This is a genomic window from Ancylobacter sp. VNQ12, assembly GCF_049445835.1.
Classification (GTDB): Bacteria; Pseudomonadota; Alphaproteobacteria; order Rhizobiales; family Xanthobacteraceae; genus Ancylobacter.
In genome coordinates, this window is sequence record NZ_JBMSDU010000001.1 from 16,554 (window position 1) to 33,181 (window position 16,628).

14 protein-coding genes are annotated in these 16,628 nt (G+C 67.9%); 6 read left to right on the plus strand and 8 right to left on the minus strand.

Translation table 11 applies throughout. The features are described from left to right. Positions 1-62 precede the first annotated feature (62 nt). The gene (locus ACO2RV_RS00090; protein ID WP_423288525.1) at positions 63-1,046 is read right to left on the minus strand and encodes a zinc-dependent alcohol dehydrogenase family protein; all 984 of its coding nucleotides are present in this window, start codon (positions 1,044-1,046) and stop codon (positions 63-65) included. Beyond that, a complete protein-coding gene (locus ACO2RV_RS00095; protein ID WP_423288527.1) occupies positions 1,043-1,180 on the minus strand; it encodes a hypothetical protein in 138 nt (45 codons plus the stop codon). Before ACO2RV_RS00095 ends, ACO2RV_RS00090 begins: the two co-directional genes overlap by 4 nt. A 41-nt stretch (positions 1,181-1,221) precedes the next feature. Between ACO2RV_RS00095 and ACO2RV_RS00100 the strand changes: the two genes are divergently transcribed. Genes ACO2RV_RS00100 through ACO2RV_RS00110 form a run of 3 tightly spaced genes read left to right on the plus strand, consistent with a single transcriptional unit; the run spans position 1,222 to position 6,112 of the window. Beyond that, positions 1,222-2,268, plus strand: a complete 1,047-nt coding sequence (locus tag ACO2RV_RS00100; RefSeq protein WP_423288529.1) for an HlyD family secretion protein — start codon at positions 1,222-1,224, stop codon at positions 2,266-2,268. Further along, on the plus strand, positions 2,265-4,988 hold the full coding sequence (gene rbbA, locus ACO2RV_RS00105; RefSeq protein ID WP_423288531.1) for a ribosome-associated ATPase/putative transporter RbbA: 2,724 nt from the start codon (positions 2,265-2,267) through the stop codon (positions 4,986-4,988). Before ACO2RV_RS00100 ends, rbbA begins: the two co-directional genes overlap by 4 nt. Positions 4,989-4,990: 2 nt before the next feature. Beyond that, the gene (locus ACO2RV_RS00110; RefSeq protein ID WP_423288533.1) at positions 4,991-6,112 is read left to right on the plus strand and encodes an ABC transporter permease; all 1,122 of its coding nucleotides are present in this window, start codon (positions 4,991-4,993) and stop codon (positions 6,110-6,112) included. Positions 6,113-6,120: 8 nt separating this feature from the next. Here the strand turns inward: ACO2RV_RS00110 and ACO2RV_RS00115 are convergent, their stop codons facing one another. Next, positions 6,121-6,651, minus strand: a complete 531-nt coding sequence (locus tag ACO2RV_RS00115; protein ID WP_423288535.1) for a flavin reductase family protein — start codon at positions 6,649-6,651, stop codon at positions 6,121-6,123. Positions 6,652-6,916: 265 nt separating this feature from the next. Here ACO2RV_RS00115 and ACO2RV_RS00120 point away from each other — a divergent pair, with 265 nt between their 5' ends. Together ACO2RV_RS00120 and ACO2RV_RS00125 are read left to right on the plus strand one after the other, a co-directional pair. Continuing rightward, a complete protein-coding gene (locus ACO2RV_RS00120) occupies positions 6,917-7,729 on the plus strand; it encodes a CbbQ/NirQ/NorQ/GpvN family protein (protein WP_423288537.1) in 813 nt (270 codons plus the stop codon). Continuing rightward, positions 7,726-10,005 (plus strand): nitric oxide reductase activation protein NorD, encoded by a 2,280-nt coding sequence (locus tag ACO2RV_RS00125; protein WP_423288539.1) that lies wholly within the window; start codon positions 7,726-7,728, stop codon positions 10,003-10,005. Before ACO2RV_RS00120 ends, ACO2RV_RS00125 begins: the two co-directional genes overlap by 4 nt. A gap of 54 nt (positions 10,006-10,059) precedes the next feature. Here the strand turns inward: ACO2RV_RS00125 and ACO2RV_RS00130 are convergent, their stop codons facing one another. The 5 genes from ACO2RV_RS00130 to ACO2RV_RS00150 form a co-directional block, all read right to left on the minus strand. After that, positions 10,060-11,097, minus strand: coding sequence for an aliphatic amidase (locus ACO2RV_RS00130; protein WP_423288541.1), 1,038 nt, complete (start codon positions 11,095-11,097; stop codon positions 10,060-10,062). Between the two features lie 512 nt (positions 11,098-11,609). Beyond that, on the minus strand, positions 11,610-12,299 hold the full coding sequence (locus ACO2RV_RS00135) for an ANTAR domain-containing response regulator (RefSeq protein WP_423288543.1): 690 nt from the start codon (positions 12,297-12,299) through the stop codon (positions 11,610-11,612). Positions 12,300-12,427: 128 nt separating this feature from the next. Continuing rightward, positions 12,428-12,994: a TetR/AcrR family transcriptional regulator gene (locus tag ACO2RV_RS00140; protein WP_423288545.1), complete on the minus strand. Its 567-nt coding sequence runs from the start codon at positions 12,992-12,994 to the stop codon at positions 12,428-12,430. 116 nt (positions 12,995-13,110) lie between these two features. Then, positions 13,111-13,938: an aldo/keto reductase gene (locus ACO2RV_RS00145; RefSeq protein ID WP_423288547.1), complete on the minus strand. Its 828-nt coding sequence runs from the start codon at positions 13,936-13,938 to the stop codon at positions 13,111-13,113. 19 nt (positions 13,939-13,957) lie between these two features. Continuing rightward, a complete protein-coding gene (locus tag ACO2RV_RS00150; protein WP_423289845.1) occupies positions 13,958-15,139 on the minus strand; it encodes an MFS transporter in 1,182 nt (393 codons plus the stop codon). A 222-nt stretch (positions 15,140-15,361) separates the two neighbouring features. Here ACO2RV_RS00150 and ACO2RV_RS00155 point away from each other — a divergent pair, with 222 nt between their 5' ends. Further along, complete coding sequence (locus ACO2RV_RS00155; protein ID WP_423288549.1) at positions 15,362-16,261, plus strand: LysR family transcriptional regulator; 900 nt, start codon at positions 15,362-15,364, stop codon at positions 16,259-16,261. Positions 16,262-16,628 lie beyond the last annotated feature (367 nt).

Here is a 16,628-nt window from a genome sequence, read left to right on the forward strand (position 1 = left end):
GTCGATTTTTCCTTCCGATCGGTCTGGTCTCTATCTGCACATAGGGCGGGCTGGTCGGGCCGTCACGGGACCAGCACGGCGGCGCCCTGGAATCGGCCGGCGCGCAGGTCCGCGAGTGCCTCGTTGGCGCGTTCCAGCGGGTAGGTGGTGGTGATCGCGGTCACGCCGGCCACGGGCGCGAGGGCGAGGAATTCCGTCGCATCCTCGCGGGTGAGGTTGGCGACTGAGACGACCTGCCGTTCCTCCCACAGGATGGAATAGGGAAATTGCGGGATGTCGCTCATGTGGATGCCGCCGCACACCACCCGCCCGCCTTTGCGCAGGGAGCGCAGCGCGGCGGGCACCAGCGCGCCGACCGGCGCGAAGATCAGCGCGGCGTCGAGCCTCGCAGGCGGGGCGTCCTCCGAGGCGCCGGCCCAGCGCGCGCCGAGCGAGAGGGCCAGCTGCTGCGCGTTCACATCGCCCGCCCGCGTGAAGGCATAGACCTCGCGCCCCTGCCAGCGGCAGACCTGGGCGATCAGGTGCGCGGCGGCGCCGAAGCCATAAATGCCGATGCGCCGTGCGTCGCCCGCCATTTTCAGCGTGCGCCAACCGATCAGCCCAGCGCACATCAGCGGCGCGGCGGCGACGGGATCGTCGAAGCCCGCCAGCGGGAAGCAGAAGGCGGCATCCGCCACGACATGGGTGGCGAAGCCGCCGTCACGCGTGTAGCCGGTGAACAAGGGGTCGTCGCACAGATTCTCGTGATGCGACGTGCAGTACGGGCAGACGCCGCAAGTGTGGCCGAGCCAGGGGATGCCCACGCGGGTGCCGAGAGCGGGCGCGTCGACCCCCTTGCCCAGCGCCTCGACGATGCCGACGATCTCGTGGCCGGGAATGACGGGCAATTTCGCCGGGGGGAGTTCGCCGTCGACGACGTGAAGGTCGGTGCGGCACACCGCGCAGGCTTCGACGCGCACGCGAATCTCGCCGGGCCCCGGCGTAGGGGTGGGCCGCTCCTCGAGTCGGAGCCGCTCGCCATAGGCGTGGAGAACCATAGCCCTCATCGCATCTCCTCGCTCGGCACGCGGTAAGTCATGATGCCTGCCATTTCGAATTCTTCGTTGATCGCGGTCAAGACGGCTGCGGAAAGGTTGGCTATCCTCTCGTACAACTTGGCGAATATGGCCATGCGCGCCATGCTGCGCGGGTCCGTTCCGCATCCGAGCTTATGGAGTTGAGATGGCAAGCCAGCGACGGTTGCCCGTCTATTCGCTTTTGGCGGCAGTGTTTTTCGTGGGTTTCGTCGGGCCTGTGGCGGCCCAGCAGGATTCGCCGGCGAATGCCGGTCTTGGAGCCAAGCTGCAGGCGCTGATCGCCCGGCTCAGCGGGAACCGGCTGCCGGCGGGGTTCTTCCAGACCAATGGGCGGATCGAGGCCGAGCAGGTGCTGATCGCCTCCAAGCTCGCCGGCCGGGTGGCGCAGGTGCTGGTCGAGGAGGGCCAAACCGTCGATCTCGGCCAGACGGTGGCGCTCATGGACACCAGCGAGCTGGAAGCCCAGCTTGCCGGGACGGTGGCACAGGTGCGCCGCGCCGAGAAGTCGGTGGCCGAGGCCGAGGCGCAGATCGCACAGCGCGACAGCGAGCATACGCTTGCCGAACAGGAGTTCGAGCGCGCCTCCAAGCTGAAGGAAGGCGGCTACGGCACAATCCAGGCGCTCGATCTGCGCCAGAGCCAGCTGACGGTCGCCGTGGCGGCCCAGCGTGCCGCGCAGGCCTCGCTGGAGGAGGCGCTCGCCGCCGCCGATGCCGCCCGCGCGGATGTCGCGCGCATCCAGTCGCTGATCGACGATTCGACGCTGAAGGCGCCGCGCCGCGGTCGCGTCGAATACAAGCTGGTGCGCTCGGGCGAGGTTGTGGCGGCGGGCGCGCCCATCGTCACGCTGCTGGACCTCGGCGATGTCTACATGACCGTCTTCGTGCCTGCCCGCGTCGCCGGCCGCCTCGCCATGGCCGACGAGGCGCGCATCGTGCTCGATCCGGCGCCCGACTATGTGATTCCGGCGACGGTGAGCTTCGTGGCGGCGGGCGCGCAGTTCACGCCCAAATCCGTGGAGACCGCGGATGAGCGCGAGAAGCTGATGTTTCGGATCAAGCTGCGCATCGCTCCCGAACTGCTCAAACAGTATGAGGACCGGGTGAAGACCGGCGTGCGCGGCGTCGCCTATGTGCGCACCGATCCTGCCGCGGCATGGCCGGACGCGCTGGCGGTGAAGCTGCCGCAATGAACGAGGCGGCAACGGCCAAGGGGGCGGTGATTTCCCTCGGCGGCGTGGTCCATCGCTACGGCAAGATCACCGCCCTGGACGGGGTCGATCTTGCCGTGCCGGCGGGCAGCATGGCCGGGCTTATCGGGCCGGACGGCGTGGGCAAGTCGACGCTGCTGTCGCTTGCCGCGGGCGTGACGCGGATTCAAGACGGCACGGTCCGCGTGCTCGGCGGCGACATGGCGGATTCCGCCTGGCGGCGCGAGGCTGGCGGGCGCATTGCCTATATGCCGCAGGGCCTCGGGCGTAATCTCTACCCGACGCTGAGCGTCGCGGAGAATCTCGATTTCTTCGGCCGGTTGTTCGGGCAGGGTGGTACCGAGCGGCACGAGCGCATCGCCGAACTCATCGCCGCCACCGGCCTCGCCCCTTTCGCCGACCGCCCCGCCGGCAAGCTGTCGGGCGGCATGAAGCAGAAGCTGGGCATCTGCGCCGCGCTGATCCACGATCCCGACCTCGTCATTCTCGACGAGCCGACGACCGGCGTCGATCCGCTCTCGCGCCGGCAGTTCTGGGAGTTGATCGACCGGCTACGGGCGCGCCGGCCCGGCATGAGCGTCGTCGTCGCCACTGCCTATATGGAGGAGGCCGAGCGCTTCGACTGGCTGGCGGCGATGAATGCCGGCAAGATCCTCGCCACCGGCAGTCCGGCGGAAATCCGCGCCAAGGCTGGCGAGGCGACGCTGGAGCGTGCCTTCGTCGCCCTGCTGCCGGAAGCCCAGCGCGGTGCCGCTGAACCGTTGCCGGACCTGCCGCGCGTGATCCATGATGGCGCGCCGGCCATAGAGGCGAACGGCCTCACCTGCCGCTTCGGCGATTTCGTCGCCGTCGACCATGTTAATTTCCGCATCGAGAAGGGCGAGATCTTCGGCTTCCTCGGCTCCAACGGCTCGGGCAAGTCGACGACGATGAAGATGCTCACCGGCCTTCTGCCGGCGAGCGAGGGAGAGGCCAAGCTGTTCGGCGCGCCGCTGGCCGGCGGCGACATGGAGACGCGCAAGCGCGTCGGCTACATGTCGCAGGCCTTCTCGCTCTACGCGGAACTCACCGTGCGGCAGAATCTCGTGCTGCACGCGCGGCTGTTCGAGCTTCCCGATGTCGAGGGTCGCGTGGCCGAGATGCTGGCGCGCTTCGACCTTTCCGATGTTGCCGACGAACGCCCCGAGAGCCTGCCGCTCGGCATTCGTCAGCGGTTGCAACTCGCCGTGGCGGTGATCCACCGGCCGGAGATCCTCATCCTCGACGAGCCGACCTCCGGCGTCGATCCGGTGGCACGCGACGGTTTCTGGCGCACGCTGATCGAGTTGTCGCGGCAGGACGGCGTGACGATCTTCCTTTCCACCCACTTCATGAACGAGGCCGAGCGCTGCGATCGCATCTCGCTCATGCATGCCGGCAAGGTGCTTGCCGTCGGCACGCCCGATGAGCTGAAGCGCGCGCGCGGGATGGACACGCTCGAAGAGGTGTTCATCGCCGTGCTGGAGGCGGCGGGGATGGGGCGCGAGCAGGGCGGGGAGCTGAAGCAACGATCCGCCGCGATGGCCCGCATGCGCCGCTTCGATATTGGCCGGCTCTGGGCCTATGCGAGCCGCGAGGCACTGGAGATCGTGCGCGACCGGGCGCGGCTCGCCTTCGCCTTCCTTGGGCCGATTCTGCTGCTGCTCACCTTCGGCTACGGTATCTCCTTCGATGTCGAGAATCTGCCCTATGCCGCCTTCGACCAGGACCAGAGCCTGCAAAGCCGGCAGTTGCTGGAGAGCTTCGAGGGCTCGCGCTATTTCGAGACCCATGCAGCGATCTCGTCGACCGACGAACTCGATCGCCGGCTGAAGGATGGTGAGCTCAAGCTCGCCATCGAGGTGCCGCCCGATTTCGGCCGCGACCTGCTGCGCGAGCGCGTGCCGGAAGTCGGCGTCTATGTGGACGGCGCCATGCCGTTTCGGGCGGAGACCACGCGCGGCTATGTCCAGGGCATCGCCCAGAGCTACCTCGCCGACGCGCAGATGCGCACCACCGGCCAGGACACGCCGCCCTATCCCATCTCCATCGAGCCCCGCTACCGCTACAATCAGGCGTTCAAGAGCGTGAACGCCATGGTGCCGAGCGTCATCATGCTGATGCTGGTGTTGATCCCCGCGATCATGACCGCGCTCGGCGTGGTGAAGGAGAAGGAGACCGGCTCCATCACCAATTTCCAGTCGACGCCGGTGACACGTCTCGAATTCCTGCTCGGAAAGCAGTTGCCTTATGCCGTTATCGCCTTCGTCAGCTTCATTACGCTGGTGATCACGGCGCGGCTGATCTTCGGCGTTCCGGTCAAGGGGTCGATGGCGACATTGGCGCTCGGTTCGCTCGCCTATGTGCTGGCGACCACCGGCTTCGGCCTGCTGATCTCCAGCTTCGTGAAGAGTCAGGTCGCCGCGATCTTCGCGACCGCCATCATCTCCATCATTCCGGCGGTGAATTTCTCCGGGCTGCTGGTGCCGGTGTCCTCGCTGTCGGGTGGCGCGCGCTTGATGGGGCTCGCCTTCCCCTCGGCCTGGTACGAGCAGGTGAGCGTCGGCACTTTCACCAAGGCGCTCGGCTTCGCCGACCTGTGGCCCAACATCGCCGTGACCTTCCTGTTCGCCCTTGGCTTCATCGCCGCGGCGATGGTCGCGCTACGCAAGCAGGGAGCGTGAGCATGTTCGCAAGGCTCGCCCGCGTGTTCCGGCTCGGCATCAAGGAACTCTACAGCCTAAAGGCTGACCCGGTGCTGGCGGGGCTGATCGTCTACACCTTCACCATCGCGATCTATACCGTCGCCACCGGCGCCAAGTTCGAGGTGGAAAACGCCGCCGTCGCGGTGGTCGACGAGGACCAGACCGCACTGTCGCGCCGGTTGCGCGACGCGCTGCTCAAGCCGTTCTTCAAGGAGCCGGTGCTGATCGGCGCCGACGAGGTCGACCGGGCGATGGATTCCGGCCGCTTCGTCTTCGTGGTGTCGATCCCGCCGAAATTCGAGCACGACGTCATCGCCGGCCGTTACCCGACGATCCAGCTGGACATCGACGCCACCGCCATGTCGCAGGCCGGCAACGGCGCTTCCTACATCCAGAACATCCTGATCCAGGAAGTGCTCGCCGCCATGCCCAGCGCGGCGACGACGCAGCCGGTCAATGTCGTGGTCCACGCGATGTTCAACCCGAACCTGCAATCGGCGTGGTTCACCGCGGTGATGCAGGTCATCAACAATGTCACCATGCTGGCGGTGATCCTTTCCGGTGCGGCGCTGATCCGCGAGCGGGAGCACGGCACCATCGAGCACCTCTTGGTGATGCCGGTGACGCCGATGGAGATCATGCTGGCGAAGATCTGGGCCAACGGCATCGTCATCGTCATCGCGGCGACGCTGTCGCTGCTGATCGTGGTCGAGTGGCTGCTCGGCGTGCCGGTGCAGGGCTCGATCCTGCTCTTCGTCGGGGCGATGCTGGTCTACCAGTTCTCGGTGACGGCGCTCGGCATCCTCATCGCTACGGTGTCGACCTCGATGGCGCAGTTCGGCCTCATCGTCATGCCGTCACTGATCATCATGAACCTGCTGTCGGGCTCGACCACGCCGATGGAGAGCATGCCGGTCTGGCTGCAGAATGTGATGCAGCTCTCGCCTTCCACCCATTTTGTCGCTCTGTCGCAGGCCATCCTCTACCGCGGCGCCGGGTTTGCGGTGATCTGGCCGCAGATGCTGGCGCTGGCCGCCATCGGCGCGGCGTTCTTCTTCCTGGCGGCGCTGCGCTTCCGCAAGGCGCTGCAGGCGGCGCAGTAAGGCTTGCCTCAGGGCATTTTCGACGCGAGCGTGATGGTCTCACCGTCGACGGTGAAGCGGCCATAGCCGCGATGGTGGATGGTGCGGGGCGCCTTCTGCTTGGGATCGCGCCAGGCGGCGACCACTTCCAGCACGAACAGGTTGAAGCGGTTGACCAGCCGCGTGTCGATGACGCGGCATTCGAGGTTGGCGAAGCACTCCTGCACCAGAGGCGGCGCTACTTTGCTCGCCGGCACCGGCGTGAGGCCGATGGCGGCGAACTTGTCGGTGTCCCGCCCATGCGTGTTGCCGACAGCCACCACCTTCTCCGCCAGTTCGACGGCGGGGATGGCGATGACGCATTCGCGGTGCTTGCGCAGGGCCTGGAAGCTGTAATCGCCCTCGCTGACGACGCAGGCGATGAGCGGCGGGGTGAACTCCACCATCATGTGCCAGGACATGGTCATGACGTTGGCGCGTCCACGGTCGGTCGTGGTGAGCAGCACCACCGGTCCAGGCTCCAGCAACTGATAGACCTCGGGCAGCGGCACTTCCTGCATGGCGACCTCCTGCGGTGGATGCCGGATGATAAGCTGCGAGGCGGCGATTGCGTCCGCATCCTTCCCTCTTGTGCAGCGCGGCGAACGGACATCTAATGTCTCGGAGGCTGCGACAGTGACGTCGCCGGCCTTTCGGCAGGGATTGCCGGCAGCCCTTGGGCTCTTTCCGTTCGGATGGAACATCCGAACGAGAAATGCTCTGGCGGGCCGTCCGCTCCTGCCTGGGGTGAGGACTCCCGCGACAGACCCGACGCGGAGACTCCCCATGCTGAGCGACATCGACCTGTCCGCCTATCGCCTCGCTGCCGAGCCCTATTACCGGCCGGTCGGCGATGAGGTCGCCGTGTTCGAGGCGGCATGGCGCCACCGCCTGCCGGTGATGCTGAAGGGGCCGACCGGCTGCGGCAAGACGCGCTTCGTCGAATATATGGCCTGGCGCCTTGGCCAACCGCTGATCACCGTCGCGGCGCATGAGGACATGACCGCCGCCGACCTTGCCGGACGCTTCCTGCTGAGCGGCGAGGGCACGGTGTGGCACGACGGGCCGCTGACCCAGGCGGTGCGCCATGGTGGCATCTGCTATCTCGACGAGATCGTCGAGGCGCGGCAGGACACCACCGTCGTCATCCATCCGCTGACCGATGCGCGCCGCATGCTGCCGCTGGAGAAGCGCGGCGAGATCGTCCCGGCTCATGCCGATTTCCAGCTCGTGATCTCCTACAATCCCGGCTACCAGAGCGCGGTCAAGGACTTGAAGGAATCCACCAAGCAGCGCTTCATCGCCATCGATTTCGACTATCCCGCCCCGGCGCTGGAGGCCGAGATCGTCATGCGCGAGGCCGGCGCCGATCTCGCCCTCGCGCGCACCCTCGTCGCCATTGCCGCCTGCTCGCGCAATCTGCGCGGCCAGGGGCTGGACGAGGGCGCCTCCACCCGCATGCTGATCCATGCCGGGCGGTTGGCGGCGGGCGGCGTGTCGCTCGAAGCCGCGGTGCAGGCCGGCATCGTGCTGCCGATGACCGACGACGCCGATGTACGCCGGGCGCTCGGCGCGGCGATTGCCGCCTGCTTCGCATGAGCGCGGTGCGGGAGCGGGCCGGGCCGGCGGCCGCCCGGCTGGCGGAGCTGATGCGGGCGCGCGAGACGTTGCGCGGGCCGTTCGAGGTCATCTGGCGACGCCTCGCCGCCCGCCGTTCCGAGGAGGCGCTGGAGCCTTGGGCGGCTGGCGTCCTCGCGCTGGTCGATGCCAATGCCGGGGCGCTGTGTCTTATCGCCTTCTGGCGGGCGAGCGGTGAACTGGCGGGGCGGCGCGATCCGGCCGAACTGGGAGAGATGAGTGCGCATCTCGCCGCGATCTGCCGCGAGGCGGGAGCGGCGGCGGCGATCGCCGTGCTCGACGCCCTCCTGCGGCTGGAGCGGCAGATCGGCGGCGAGGATGCGCACTTGTGGCGGGCCCTGCACCGGCTCGCACAGGCCGCGCCGGAGAGTGTCGAGACCCTCGCCGCGCGGGCGGAACGAGTGTGGCATGCCGGCCATGGCGTGGCCTTCGCCGATTTCATCGAGGCGGGACTGCGGGCAGCGGGACGCGACCCTTCGCGGCGGCGGGCGTTCTTTTCGCTGGAGGATCCGCTGGCGCGCAGCCTCGCCGCGCGCATCGGCGCCGGCGCGGGATTTGCCGAGGTCGAGGAAGAACTCGGGCGGGTGCTGACCGCGCTGTGGGGCAGGGCGCCGGAGCTGCGGTCGCTGCCGCCGTCCGCGCCTGACGTCCCGCGCCGCGCCAGCATTGCCGGACCGGTCATCCGCCTGCCGGAGGTGCTGATTGGTGTCGAAGGCTCGGTCGCGCGGCAGCTTTATCTCGCGACCGCGGTCCACGCCGGCGCGCATCTCGCCTTCGGCAATCCGCGCTTTCCCGTCGGCAAATTCAAGCCGGTGCAGATCGCCCTCGCCACGCTGGTGGAGGATGCACGGATCGAGGAATTGGCGATGCGTGCCTATCCCGGTCTGCGCCGGCTCTGGGCGCCCTATCATCGCGCCGGGCCGGAGAAGGGGCCGACCGTCGCGGCGCTGCTGGCGCGGGTGGCGCGGGGCCTGTTCGATCCTGCCTATGACGACCCCGATGATCTCGTCGGCAAGGCGCAGTGCCTTTTCCGTGCCGCCTTTCCCCGCATCGACGACCCCGCCATCAGCCTCAATATCGGCACGCGCCTCGCCAACGATATCGGCCAGCGCCGCATCCCCTTCGATGCGCGCGGCCATGCGGTGGAGCCCGTCTATCGCGACGACGGGCTGGGCCTGTGGGACTTCTCGCAGATCGATCCGGAGACGAGCGAGGAGATCGAACTGCTGGTCGAAGCCGCGCGGGTGGAGCGGCGAGAAGGGGAGGGCGGCAAATCGCAGGGCGATCCGGCCTCCGGCCGTGCCGGACGAGCGCGCCCGAGTGTTGCCGCGCGGCCCGAGGGGGTGGTGATCGCCACCTATCCGGAATGGGATCCGGGCGCCGGCATCGAGCGGGAGGACTGGACCACGGTGAAGGAAATGCCGCCGTGTGCTGCCGACGCCGGCGAACTCGCGCGGGCGCAGGCTAGGGCATTCGCGGTGCGGGCGCGCATCGCCCGTCTGGTGCGCGCGGCGAGGGTCGGAAGGGCGAGCCGGCTCCGGCGCCAGAGCGAGGGGCACGAGCTCGATCTCGACGCGGCCATCGACCTCGCCATCGCCCGGCGGGCCGGCGAGATGCCGGACCTCAGGGTATTCCGCTCCACGGCGTTGCTACAGCGTGACGTCGCCGTGCTGGTGCTGATCGACGTCTCGCACTCGACCCGCGCGCGGCTGGCGGACGGGGCCAGCGTGCTCGATGTCGAGAAGCTCGCCGTCGTCCTGCTTGGCGAGGCGCTGGCGAGGCTCGGCGATGATTTTGCACTGTTGGCCTTCGCCTCGGCCGGGCGCGGCGACGTGCAACTGCATTATGTGAAGCGGTTCGCGGAGAGCTTCGGGGCGGAGACGCTCGGGCGGCTCGCCGGGCTTGCCCCCGGCCTGTCGACCCGTCTCGGCGCTGCGCTGCGCCATGCCGGCGCGGAAATCGGCCGGGTGCGGGCGTTCCGCAAGCTCATTCTCGTGCTGACCGATGGCGAGCCCTCCGACATCGACGTCGCCGCCGGAGACCTGGTGCAGGATGCGCGGCGCGTGGTGCTGGCGCTTCGCGCGAAGGGCATCGACACTTTCGGCGTGACGCTGGACCCCACCGGGGTCGGTTCCGGGCCGGCGATCTTCGGCAAGACCAACACTATGCCGGTCCGCCGCGTCGAGGACCTGCCGATGCGACTGTCTGAGCTGTATTTCCGGCTGGCGCGGCGGTGAGTCTTGCTTCTCCCCTCTCCCCGTCGGGGAGAGGGGCCGGCGCCGCGCTTTCGCTCACCGATGTGCGGTGTCGGGGTTGGGGATGCCCTCGATCGGGCACTCCTCGGTGCCGACCATCGGGCGCGTGAAGGACTCCACCATTTCGCGCGTGCCCTCCGGGTCGGAGATCCACTTGGCGTAGAAGTCGTAGGGGCAGGCGGCCGCGCCCTTGTCGCCGTCGCCGGAATTGATCATGCCCGTATAGCCGCGATGCAGCAGCTTGAAGAGGTGGTTCTCCGACTGCATGTTCTTGCGTGCGTCGCGGATCAGCGAGGTCGACAGCGCGGCGTACTGGATGCCGTAATCCTCCTCGCCGCATTCGCCGAGCGTGCGCCCGTCGAAGCCCACGATGGCCGAATGGCCGAAATAGGAATAGACGCCATCGAAACCCGAGGCGTTCGCCACCGCCACATAGACATTGTTCGCCCAGGCCATGGCCTTGGCCATCAGCACCTGCTGGTCCTTGGCCGGGTACATGTAGCCCTGGCAGCGCACGATCAGCTCGGCGCCCTTCATCGCGCAGTCGCGCCAGATCTCCGGGTAGTTGCCGTCGTCGCAGATGATGAGTGAGATTTTCAGCCCCTTCGGGCCTTCCGAGACATAGGTGCAATTACCGGGATACCATCCCTCGATCGGTACCCAGGGCATGATCTTGCGGTATTTCTGCACGATCTCGCCCTTGTCGTTCATCAGGATGAGCGTGTTGTAGGGCGCCTTGTGCGGGTGCTCCTCGTGCTGCTCGCCGGTGAGCGAGAACACGCCCCACACCTTGGCCTTGCGGCATGCCTCGGCGAAGATCTCGGTCTCGTCGCCGGGAATGGTGGAGGCGGTGTCGTACATCTCCTTGGAGTCGTACATGATGCCGTGGGTCGAATATTCCGGGAAGATCACCAGGTCCATGCCGGGCAGGCCGACCTTCATGCCGACAAGCATGTCGGCGATCTTGCGGGCGTTTTCGAGCACCTCGGCCTTGGTGTGAAGGCGCGGCATCTTGTAGTTCACCACCGCCACGCCGACGGTGTCTTTGCTGCTGGAAACGTCGCCGTGCAACATCGGACTTCTCCTCTCGGGAAGACACGCCGCTGCAAATCGCAAGCGGACGAGCCATTGCACCATGGGATTTTGATTTGCCGGCAAATGAAGCCGGGGCGGGTGGCGCCGCCGGTGCGGACGACATTGTCCCGCCGGGCCGCGCGCAGGGTCGCGGGCACAAAAAAAACCGACAGGTCCTCGCGAACCTCCCGGGCTTCACCGCCGCGCCCGACCAGCAGCATCGATGACCGGGCAGATGACGCTGCCGGCAATGCCGACCTCGTCCAAGCAAGGATTGAAACATCGCCGCCCGGCGAGTTCAAGCGGCGCGACCCCCGGCAAATGCCGGTGTTACCGGGAGGGCACAGTTCGAAGCTCGACCCACAATGCACCGTCATCCTGAGGTGCGAGCGCAGCGAGCCTCGAAGGATGGATTTCCGATGTGCCCGGCCGGGCATCCTTCGAGGCTGGCCTTCGGCCAGCACCTCAGGATGACGGTCATCGGGAGAGAATGCGAAGTAAGCATCGTACTTTCAGCTTCGCGGCCGGAAGTTCAGCAATTCGCTGGCGTTGATGATGGCGAGCGCCATGTCCTCCATCGGCACGCGCTTGGCCATCGCCTGGCGGCGGATGCTCTGATAGGCCTCCTCCTCGGAAATGCCCTGGCTGGCGATGAGGACCGACTTGGCCTTCTGGATGCGCTGGATGCCGTTCAGCTTGCGCTCGACCTTGGCGAGGCGTCGGCGTGCCTCCTCGCGCTCCCGCCACAGGCTGCGGGCGATGGTGAGGTTGGCGAGCAGGCCGAAGGGGCGGATCGGCCGCTCTACTACCGCGACGGCCCCGGATTCGAGCACCAGCTGCAGCGTCGAGGGGTTCTCGTAGCCGACGATAGCGATGAGGGGCGGGCGCTCATGCGGGTCGCCCTTGAGCAGCTCAAGGATGGCGGCGCGCGGCTCCTGCTCCATAGCCAGCAGCACGACGTCGGCCGCCGGCCAGTCGGCGGGCACCGGCCAAGTGACCTCGACCGCACAGCCGATGCGCCGCAGATGCTCGACGAGGCTAGTGCGCTCCTCGTCCGGCGGGTGGATGACATGCACCCGGAGGCCGCGCAGATCCTTGAGTATCTGGATCGCCGAGGTGCCCTCGACCGCTGCGGTGACACTTGTCGTGGAGAACAGCACGCCGAGGCGCCAGGGTGTGGTCGTCGAGGAAGCGTGGGTCATGGGCTGCGGTATACCCCCGCATGAATGGGACACCCCACGCTTGTGCCCGGCGTGCGTGGCCCGGCGCAATACGGCAATTGCCCCAGATAGCAGCCAGTAACGGTATTATGATAGGTCCGCGGCGCCTCTCAGATGCCGAAGCAGGCCCGCAGCTGGGCGCGGGCGTTCTCGAGGATTTCCACCGAGAGTGCGGGGTCGCCCTCGGCGACGCCGCGCGCCATGGTGAGCGCGCCGGTCATGGTGGCGAATATGGCGATGGCCTTGCGGTGACGGGCTTCCGCGTCGGCCTCCTTGAGATGATCCTCGATCGTGCCGATGAAGCGCCTGATGCCGCCGGCGTAATCCTGCTGCATCTGCGGGCCCTCCCGCGCGATGTCGGCGGCCAGCGCTGAAATGGCGCAGCCTTTCGCGGGGGCATCGCGATGGGTGGTGGAGAGGTAGCGGTCGATGATCGTGCCGATGTCGCCGGTCTTCTTCCAACCGGCAAGGCCTTCCGCGCAGGCCTCGCGGCAGGCCTCCCCAGCAAGCTCGGCCTTGGAGCGGAAATGGCCGTAGAAGGCGCCGTGCGTCAGGCCGCTGGCCTGCATGATCTCGGCGACGCCGACATCGTTGAAGCCGCGCTCGCGAAACAACCGCGAAGCGGATTCCAGTATGGCGGTGCGATGTTCCGCGACCTTCGCCTTCGAGACCCGCACCTTTTCCTCCGCTGCCGTCCGAGCGCCTTTCCTTAATCAACAGAATGTATTGCTGATGCAAATCAGAAATAACCCTGACCAGCCGCGCGAAATGCGCGCGGCTGGCGGGATCGGCGTCAGGCGGCGTCCCAGACCGGGGCGAGGGCGGGCGGGCTGAGGAGCCGCCCGTCCGGCCGGGCGAGGGCGTGGATCGCCGCCATCTCGTCCGGCGACAGCTCGAAATCGAACACCGCGAAGTTCTCGGCGGCGCGCGCCTCGCCGGCGGTCTTGGAGAGGACGACGAGATCCTGCTGGAGGACCCAGCGCAGCACGATCTGCGCCACGGTGCGGCCCTTGGCGGCGGCGATGTCTTTCAGCACGGGATCGCCGAACACCTTGCCGTCGGCCATGGCGTAATAGGCGGTGACGACCAGGCCCGCCGCGCGGGCGGCCTTTATCACCGGGCTCTGGTCGAGATAGGGGTGGTACTCGACCTGGTTGGTGACGAGCGGGACGGCGCTGAGGCGGATCGCCTCCTGCATCTGCGCGACATTGAAGTTCGACACGCCGATGTGGCGCACCTTGCCGGCCTTCACCACCTCGTTGAGCGCGTCGACCGGCTCGGGCAGCGCATGGCCGGCCGGCCAGTGCAGCAGCAGCAGGTCGACATAGTCGGTCCTGAGCTTTTTCAGGCTCTCGTCGACCGAGGCCACGAGCGCGTCGTGGCCGTATTTGTCGACCCACACCTTGGTGGTGAGGAAGATGTCGGCGCGCTTCACGCCGGAAGCCTCGATGCCCGCGCCGACCTCGGCCTCGTTGCCGTAGATCTGCGCGGTGTCGATGTGGCGGAAGCCGAGCTTGAGCGCATGCGGCACCATGCGCAGCGTGTCGGGGCCGGGCAGGCGGAACGTGCCGTAGCCGAGGGCGGGAATGCGGGCGCCGTTGGCGCTGACGTAAGGCTGCATCGGATTGTCTCCTTGAGGCTCAGGCGGTACGGGCAATGAGCGTCGCGCGGCGGTCGAGCGCTCCGCTCCAGATGGTGAGCCCGAGCGCGCCGGCAACCAGGATGGCGCCGACCCAGGGCGTGGCGCCGAGGCCGAGCGGGGAAGCGACGACGAGGCCGCCGACCCAGGCACCGATGGCGATGCCGAGATTGAACGCGGCGATGTTCAGCGCCGAGGCGACATCCACCGCGCCGGGGCGGAACTTCTTCGCCAGTTCCACGACATAGATCTGCAGGCCCGGCACATTGGCGAAGGACAGGAAGCCGAGCAGCGCCAGCGTCGGCAAGGTGAGCCAGGGCGAGAGCGCGGTGAAGCTGAACAGCGCCAGCACGGCGGCCTGGGCGAGGAACAGGAAGGTGAGCGCGCGGACCGGATCGCGGTCGGCGAAGCGCCCGCCGACGAGGTTCCCCGCGGCGATGGCGAGGCCGTAGAGCACTAGGATCAGGCTGACGCTGGACGAGGCAAATCCCGTGATTTGCTCGAGGATCGAGGCGAGATAGGTGAAGGCGACGAAGGTGCCGCCATAGCCGAGCGCGGTCATGCCATAGACGATGAGCAGCCGGCCGGAGCCGAGCACGCGGACCTGGTCGATGAGCCGGGCGGGGGCGGGGCGGGGGAGGTTCGAAGGAAGTAGGGCGGTGAGGGCGGTGAGGGCGATGACGCCCAGCCCGGCCACGGCCCAGAAGGTGGCGCGCCAGCCGAAGATCTGGCCGATGAAGGTGCCGAGCGGCACGCCGGTGACGATGGCCACCGTGAGGCCCATGAACATCATGGCGATGGCCGAGGCGCGGCGGTCCGCCGGCACGAGATCGGCGGCGATGGTGGCACCGACCGAGAAGAACACGCCATGGGCGAAGGCGGAGAGCACGCGGGCGACCAGCAGCGTCTCATAGCTGGGGCTGAGCGCGGCGGCGGTGTTGCCGACGACGAACAGTGCCATCAGGGACATGAGGAGGGGCTTGCGGGCCATGCGGCCGGTGAGGGCGGTGAGGATCGGAGCGCCGAAGGTGACGCCGAGCGCATAGACGCTGACGATGAGGCCGGCGAGCGGCAGGTCGATGTGGAGGTCGCTCGCCACCGTCGGCAATAGCCCGACGATGACGAATTCGGTGGTGCCGATGGCATAGGCGGCGATGGTGAGCGCGAACAGCGCCAGGGGCATGCGGGTGAACGACATGGCGGTTCCAGACAAATGAAAGGCCGGGCGCGCGGCTCGGGGGAGCGCGGCGCTACAGGCGATGAGAGGCGTTGCGCCGAATATGCGCGCCGGCGACTTGCGCGATTAGCCGCCATGATGGACGAAGAGCTTTGAATTTGTTTCATAAGCGAACGGCGACCTGCCCCTTGGCACGGCGACGTGCCGAGGCTTTGGTGGAGGACCCTCATGGACAATCGCGCCGGCGAGATGCAGGTGCTGGTCGAAGCGGTGGACCGGGGCAGCTTCTCCGCCGCCGGCCGCAGGCTCGGTCTCTCGCCCTCGGCGGTGAGCAAGCTGATCTCGCGGCTGGAGGAGCGGCTCGGCGCGCGCCTGCTGGTGCGCTCCACCCGCGCCATCGTGCTCACCAGCGAGGGCGAAGCCTACGTGGCGCGGGCGCGGCGCATCCTCGGCGAGATCGACGAGGCCGAGCGCTTCATCGCCGCCGGGGCCGCCGCCACGCCACGCGGCAAGCTGCGCGTCAGTTCGACGGTCGGCTTCGGCGAGCGCTGCCTGGTGCCGCTGGTGCCCGAATTTCTCGGCCGCTATCCCGAGGTGCAGCTCGACCTGTCGCTGACCGACGACGTGATCGATCTGGTGGCCGAGCGCGCCGACATCGCGCTGCGCGCCGGGCCGATGCGCGATTCCACGCTCAAGGCGCGCAAGATCCTGGAAAGCCGGCGAGTGATCGTGGCCGCGCCGGCCTATCTCGCCCGCCACGGCATGCCGCGCACGCCGCAGGATCTTGCCCGGCACAATTGCCTGCGCTTCAACTTCCGCCGCGCCATGGACGACTGGCCATTTCTCGATCCGGCGACGGGCGCGAGCTATGCGCTACCGGTGTCCGGCAATCTGGAGGGCAATAGCGGCTCGATGGTGCGGCGCCTCGCGCTCGACGGGCTGGGCCTTGCCCGCATCGCCCGCTATGTCGCGGAGGCGGACATCGCGGCCGGTGCGCTGGTGCCGGTGCTGGAGGAATTCAACGGCGGCGACATCGAACTGCTGCACGCGGTGTTCGTCGGCCACGACTATCTCGCCGCCCGTATCCGCGCCTTCGTCGAGTTTCTGGCCGAGCGGATCAAGGCGTGAGGGTGCTTCCTCTCCCCGACGGGGAGAGGGATGGGGTGAGGGGGCTTCGATGCTCCGCGATCGTGTTCCCCCTCACCCGGCGCTACGCGCCGACCTCTCCCCGTGGGGGAGAGGTGAAGAAGCCGCCGGCTGTCCCGGGATCATGCCCCGAGCGGGCGGCCGGTGGTCGCGGGGGCTCAGGCGAAGCGGACGAGATGGGCGCGGGCGCTGGTCGAGGCGCTGCTCCCTCTCCCCCTGGGGGAGAGGGTTGGGGTGAGGGGTCTTCGATGCTCCGCGATCGTGTTCCCCCTCATCCGGCGCTACGCGCCGACCTCTCCCCGTGGGGGAGAGGTGAAGAAGCCGCCGGCTATCCGGGATCACGCCCCGC

Coding starts and splice junctions, on each gene's coding strand:
- ACO2RV_RS00145 (WP_423288547.1), bottom strand. CDS start 13,938: ATGCAGCCTTACGTCAGCGCCAACGGCGCCCGCATTCCCGCCCTCGGC.
- ACO2RV_RS00135 (WP_423288543.1), bottom strand. CDS start 12,299: ATGACCCACGCTTCCTCGACGACCACACCCTGGCGCCTCGGCGTGCTG.
- ACO2RV_RS00120 (WP_423288537.1), top strand. CDS start 6,917: ATGCTGAGCGACATCGACCTGTCCGCCTATCGCCTCGCTGCCGAGCCC.
- ACO2RV_RS00155 (WP_423288549.1), top strand. CDS start 15,362: ATGGACAATCGCGCCGGCGAGATGCAGGTGCTGGTCGAAGCGGTGGAC.
- ACO2RV_RS00110 (WP_423288533.1), top strand. CDS start 4,991: ATGTTCGCAAGGCTCGCCCGCGTGTTCCGGCTCGGCATCAAGGAACTC.
- ACO2RV_RS00100 (WP_423288529.1), top strand. CDS start 1,222: ATGGCAAGCCAGCGACGGTTGCCCGTCTATTCGCTTTTGGCGGCAGTG.
- ACO2RV_RS00090 (WP_423288525.1), bottom strand. CDS start 1,046: ATGAGGGCTATGGTTCTCCACGCCTATGGCGAGCGGCTCCGACTCGAG.
- rbbA (WP_423288531.1), top strand. CDS start 2,265: ATGAACGAGGCGGCAACGGCCAAGGGGGCGGTGATTTCCCTCGGCGGC.
- ACO2RV_RS00115 (WP_423288535.1), bottom strand. CDS start 6,651: ATGCAGGAAGTGCCGCTGCCCGAGGTCTATCAGTTGCTGGAGCCTGGA.
- ACO2RV_RS00095 (WP_423288527.1), bottom strand. CDS start 1,180: ATGGCGCGCATGGCCATATTCGCCAAGTTGTACGAGAGGATAGCCAAC.
- ACO2RV_RS00125 (WP_423288539.1), top strand. CDS start 7,726: ATGAGCGCGGTGCGGGAGCGGGCCGGGCCGGCGGCCGCCCGGCTGGCG.
- ACO2RV_RS00150 (WP_423289845.1), bottom strand. CDS start 15,139: ATGCCCCTGGCGCTGTTCGCGCTCACCATCGCCGCCTATGCCATCGGC.
- ACO2RV_RS00130 (WP_423288541.1), bottom strand. CDS start 11,097: ATGTTGCACGGCGACGTTTCCAGCAGCAAAGACACCGTCGGCGTGGCG.